This is a genomic window from Nitrospirota bacterium (assembly GCA_016212185.1).
In the GTDB taxonomy this organism is placed as follows: Bacteria; Nitrospirota; Thermodesulfovibrionia; order UBA6902; family DSMQ01; genus JACRGX01.
This window is the reverse complement of the sequence record JACRGX010000093.1, coordinates 1-5,146: the sequence shown is the minus strand read 5'-3', so window position 1 is coordinate 5,146 and position 5,146 is coordinate 1. Positions and strand designations below refer to the sequence as shown.

The following is a 5,146-nucleotide window of genomic DNA, read 5'->3' as shown; positions in this document are numbered from 1 at the left end:
AGCCTATTTTTAAGAATCAGGAGGTGAAGTAAGTGACAAACGGTACAGTAAAATGGTTTAATGAAGCAAAGGGTTACGGATTTATTACCAGTGAAGATGGCAGTGATGTCTTTGTGCATTATACGTCAATTCAGGGCAATGGTTTCAAGACCCTTGCCGAGGGCGATAAGGTCAGTTTCGATGTTGAAAAAGGCGCAAAAGGCCCTAAGGCTGTTAATGTGGTAAAACAGTAATTACCTTTAAAACGGCTCCGGAAATTTTTACGGAGCCGTTTTTTTATCGCAGTTACTAAGGGGGCAAGCAAAGCCTCATAATTTGTCATTCCCGCAAGCGAAGCGCGTCGGGAATCCTTCTTAAAACAAGGAAAGATTCCGGACAAGCCGGAATGACAAAAAAAGAATCGCTCAATTTAGGTTGCAATTAAATATAGGTGAGCCATGATTTATAGCTTTTATTCCTGCCTTTTACAATATTGAAGAATAGGTTCTGCAGTTTTTTGGTTATGGGTCCGGGCTTGCCCTTGCCGATAATCCTGCCGTCCACCTCTCTGACAGGCGTAATTTCAGCGGCGGTACCTGTTAAAAACACCTCATCAGCAATATAAACTTCATCCCTTGAAAAATTAACTTCCTTTACGGGAATTTTTCCCCTATGCGCCATTTCAATCACGCTGTTTCTCGTAATGCCTTCAAGTATGGACCTGAGAGGCGTTGTTTTTAATACGCCGTTTCTTACGATAAATATGTTCTGGCCGCTTCCTTCCGCAACATAGCCCGCCGTGTCAAGAAGGAGCGCCTCGTCATACCCGCAGAAAACCGCCTCCCTTTTTGCAAGTATGGAATTCACATAATCGCCGCAGGTCTTACTCTTTGTCATGCTTACATTTACATGATGCCTTGTGAATGAAGATATCTTCAGCCTGATGCCGTTTTTAATGCCGTCTTCACCTAAATATGCTCCCCATGGCCACACGGCTATCGCAACCCTTACCGGACTGTCTTTCGGATAAATGCCCATGACGCCGTATCCGAGATAGACAATTGGACGGATATAACACTCATCAAGCCTGTTGATTTTTACCGATTCAATAATTGCCCGGCTTATCTCAACAGGCTGAAACTCAGGCATAATCTGCATGATATGGCAGGAATTAAAGAGCCTGTCCACATGCTCTTTTAACCTGAAAACAGCCGAACCTTTCTGGGTCTTGTAGCACCGTATTCCTTCAAAGACTCCGAGTCCGTAATGAAGCGTATGGGTCAGAATGTGGACATTTGCCTGATGCCAGTCCACGAATTTACCATCCATCCATATTTTTTTAGATTCCTTAATCATTATTTTCCTTTCAGGACTGAGGTTCAGAGAACCCTATTGTTTTACAAAAAAGGCGTTCTTATTGTCAATAGTTATTGTTGGCTTCTCCCCCGGTCCATCCGTATTTGCCTATGAGCGGGACAAAGACACACGGCGTGAACATTGATGTCTTTATGCCCGAACCGGTATTTTTTACTTGATAAAGTATCTGGGAATATCTGCCGCCGACCGGTATGACGAGCCTTCCGCCTGTCTTTAACTGGCTTATGTATGTATCAGGGATATCCGGAGCCGCGGCAGTAACTATTATGCCGTCAAAAGGGGCTTCCGCCGGCAGGCCGAGAGTCCCATCGCTTTTTACCGCATGGATGTTCTTATATCCAAGTTTTTTGAATCTTTCTTCTGTCTTTTCTGCAAGCGGTATAATCCTTTCTATTGTGAAAACTTCTGCGCAGAGCATGGACAGTATTGCCGACTGATAACCTGAACCTGTCCCCACTTCAAGTACTTTTTCATCCCCTCTAAGTTCAAGAAGCTCTGTCATTATTGCCACCATGTAAGGCTGGGAAATTGTCTGCCCTTCGCCGATGGAGAGTGCGCTGTCGTCGTATGCATGACTTTTAAGGAGTTCGCTGACAAATAAATGCCGCTCAACAGTCCCCATAGCATTAAGGACGCGTTTGTCTTTTACCCCCCGCGTCTTTAGCTGAGATTCAACCATCAGCTCTCTGAGTTTCTTAAAGTCATCCATTGGCGTTTGTAGCGTTTATAGCGTTCATTGCGTTTTACGCTCGATGCTGAACGCTCAACGCCTTCATCCTTCAACCCTCATCCTTCTGCGTAAAATTTCTCTTGCCGCTATTATGCCTGATGCAGATGCCTGTATAAGCCCGCGGCTGACGCCTGCGCCGTCGCCGACAGCAAAAAGATTTTTTACCTCAGTCTCAAGTCCGCTGTTGAGTTTCAGTTGTCTTGAATAAAATTTAACCTCAACGCCGTACAGCAGTGTATGAGCGCTCCAGACGCCGGGCGCAAGCTTATCCATGGTCTTGAGCATTTCAAGGATATCTGCAATATATCGGTAGGGGAGCACAAAGCTGAGGTCGCCGGGCGTTGCATCCTCAAGCGTTGGTTTTACCCTGCCTTTTGCGATTCGTGCATGAGTGGACCTCCTGCCTTCCTGCAGGTCTCCCAGCCGCTGGACGATAACTCCATGTCCGAGAAGATTAGCAAGCCTTGCAATATACCTTCCGTAATAAATAGGTTCGTTAAACGGCTCTGTAAACTTGGTGCTTACAAGAATGGCAAAATTTGTATTGGCTGTTTTTTTGTCCGCATAGCTGTGCCCGTTGACAGTCCATGCGCCTTTTAAATATTCCTTCACAACCTCTCCGTAGGGATTCACGCAAAAGGTCCTGACTTTATCATTGAATTTTTTAGAATAAAAAATAAGCTTTGGCTCATAAATTACCTTTGTGAGTTTTTCCATGACTGAAGCGGGTAGTTCTACTCTTACACCGATGTCCACGGGATTATTCAGAAGTGACAGCCCTATTGCCTTAGCCTGCTCTTCAAGCCAGAGCGAGCCTTCCCTTCCCGGGGCAAGGACTATGAAATCGCCGAAAAAATCATCGCCGTCCTTTGTCCTGACGCCTCTGACTGTTTTGTCTCTAATCAAAATTTCCGTGACGTCTTTTGAAAAAACAATCTCTATTTTTGAATTAAGGTGTTTTTTAATCCTTTTAAGAAGTTCAGGACACCGGTCAGTGCCAATGTGTCTTATCCTTGAAGGTATAAGCGTTAAACCGTTTTTTTCGGCAAGGGTTTTAATCGCATTAACTTTGGATGCATCGTCGCCGTAAAGTTTGGCAGGGGCGCCGTACTTTAAATAAAGTCCATCGGTGTATATTATAAGGTCTTGCAGTGTTTCATCAGTAACATACCGTGTGAGAAACCCGCCTATGTCTTTTGAAAGGCTCAGTTTGCCGTCGCTGAATGCGCCGGCGCCGCCCCATCCGCTTAAAAGTCCGCAGGGACGGCATGCTTTGCAGGAGGCTTGTTTGGTTTTTAAAGGGCAGGTCCTTTTTTCTATGTCGTTGCCTTTTTCAATGAGGAGTATTCTGAGTTTTTTGTTTGATGATATCATCTCAAGGGCAGTGAATATCCCGGCAGGTCCTGCGCCGACAATAATTACATCATAATTTTTCAGGTTTTTTTTATTCATCACGCATTACGCGTTACACCTGCCTACCGGACAGGCAGGCATCACGGTTTCTACATTTTCCATGTTTTTCTTAAAAAGTCCAGTGCATCATAGTTTGTCAGGTCCAGATGAACAGGTGTGACTGAAATAAAGGCATTTTTTACGGCAACAAAATCAGTATCCTTCCCCTGTTCCCAAATAGGCGCTCCGCCGCCTATCCAGTAATGCTTCCTTCCGCGTGGGTCTGACACCTCATGAACTGAGTTGTCATAAGTTCTTTTTCCCTGCCGCGTGAGTTTTATCCCCTTAATCTTTTGAGTGTTCGGAACGTTGACGTTTAAAAGCGTATCATGAGGCAGTGTCTTTTTAAGGACAATAGAGGCAAGTCTCTTTGCAAAGGCGGCCGCCTTCTGAAATCTTAGCGGCTTATCAGGATAAATGCCGTTGTCCTTAATGCCTTTTACAAGGGATACGGCGATGGACGGAATACCGAGAAGCGTACCCTCAATTGCCGCCGCAACCGTGCCTGAATATGTGATGTCATCTCCCATGTTGCCGCCGTTGTTTATGCCTGAAACTATCAGGTTCGGTTTTCTGCGGAGGATTTTATCAATCCCTACGATGACGCAGTCCGTGGGCGTGCCGTTTATGGCAAAGATTTTTTTGTCGGATGAAGAATTTAGCAGTTTTATCTTTTCAACCTTTAACGGTCTGTGAAGGGTGAGCGCGTGTGCCACGGCGCTCTGCTCACCTTCAGGGGCGACCATGTAAACATCGCCGAGCGGGTTTAATGCCTTATACAAGGCAATGATTCCCGGCGAATGAACGCCGTCATCGTTTGTCACAAGAATAACAGGCATAAGAATATTTTAGCAGAAGTCAGGTATTTTTGAGGAAGTAAAATGGTCGGGGCGACCCGATTTGAACGGGCGACCACTCGCACCCCAAGCGAGTGCGCTACCAGGCTGCGCTACGCCCCGTCTGTATTTTCTATATTATAATTCAGTACAACTAAACAATCTTGAACCGAGTGCGCAACTCCCGACACAGTCGGGACGCTACGCCCCGAATTGCTAAGTTTTTTAAAAAAGGGTTTGAGGATTCAAGGATTCGAGGGTTCCAGTAAACTACGAAATTTGTTATAAGTTATTAGTTATTCGGATAACAAATAACTTATAACTAAAATTCACTTGAATCCTTGACCCCTTGAATCCTTGACCCCTTGTATTTTACTTGAGGGTTTTCAAAATCGCCCTGAGTCCCTTTTTGACCCGGTCAATTGTCTCTGTAACCGCAGGGTCGGCCTTCATGGTAGAATCCTTAAATTTCTTCCTTACCCCTGCAATTGTATATTTTTCCTGATACAGAAGATGCTTGACCTGAAGCACGAGATCCAGATTTTTTTTTGTATAGACCCGCTGGCCGGCTTTGTTTTTACCCGGTTTTAAAAACGGGAATTCTGATTCCCAGTATCTCAGGATGTAGGGTTCAACCCCTGCTATCCCGCTTACCTCACCGATTTTATAAAAAAGCTTTTCAGGCATTGCTTTCTTCACAGGCAAGGGCTGTATTCAAAAACCGCAGTCTACAGACCTTTATCCGCAGCAGTTTTAAACTGTATGCTCGGTT

Annotated in this window: 6 protein-coding genes and 1 tRNA gene; 1 reads left to right on the top strand and 6 read right to left on the bottom strand. The window is 45.1% G+C overall.

Translation table 11 applies throughout. From position 1 onward, the window contains the following. Nucleotides 1-32 precede the first annotated feature (32 nt). Nucleotides 33-233, top strand: a complete 201-nt coding sequence (locus HZA10_10880) for a cold-shock protein (GenBank protein MBI5196807.1) — start codon at nucleotides 33-35, stop codon at nucleotides 231-233. 187 nt (nucleotides 234-420) lie between these two features. On the opposite strand, the gene HZA10_10875 is transcribed toward HZA10_10880, so the two are convergent. From HZA10_10875 to HZA10_10850, 6 genes are all read right to left on the bottom strand, one after another. Continuing rightward, nucleotides 421-1,335 (bottom strand): branched-chain amino acid transaminase, encoded by a 915-nt coding sequence (locus HZA10_10875; GenBank protein ID MBI5196806.1) that lies wholly within the window; start codon nucleotides 1,333-1,335, stop codon nucleotides 421-423. 64 nt (nucleotides 1,336-1,399) lie between these two features. Then, nucleotides 1,400-2,065 carry a protein-L-isoaspartate(D-aspartate) O-methyltransferase gene (locus HZA10_10870; GenBank protein ID MBI5196805.1) on the bottom strand — a complete coding sequence of 222 codons (666 nt, stop codon included), beginning with the start codon at nucleotides 2,063-2,065 and terminating at the stop codon, nucleotides 1,400-1,402. 63 nt (nucleotides 2,066-2,128) lie between these two features. Continuing rightward, on the bottom strand, nucleotides 2,129-3,523 hold the full coding sequence (locus tag HZA10_10865) for an NAD(P)/FAD-dependent oxidoreductase (GenBank protein MBI5196804.1): 1,395 nt from the start codon (nucleotides 3,521-3,523) through the stop codon (nucleotides 2,129-2,131). Between the two features lie 65 nt (nucleotides 3,524-3,588). After that, complete coding sequence (gene surE / locus HZA10_10860) at nucleotides 3,589-4,377, bottom strand: 5'/3'-nucleotidase SurE (GenBank protein ID MBI5196803.1); 789 nt, start codon at nucleotides 4,375-4,377, stop codon at nucleotides 3,589-3,591. Nucleotides 4,378-4,420: 43 nt separating this feature from the next. Then, a tRNA-Pro gene (locus HZA10_10855) sits at nucleotides 4,421-4,497 on the bottom strand. A 249-nt stretch (nucleotides 4,498-4,746) separates the two neighbouring features. Continuing rightward, nucleotides 4,747-5,061 carry a MerR family transcriptional regulator gene (locus HZA10_10850; GenBank protein MBI5196802.1) on the bottom strand — a complete coding sequence of 105 codons (315 nt, stop codon included), beginning with the start codon at nucleotides 5,059-5,061 and terminating at the stop codon, nucleotides 4,747-4,749. Between the last annotated feature and the right edge of the window lie 85 nt (nucleotides 5,062-5,146).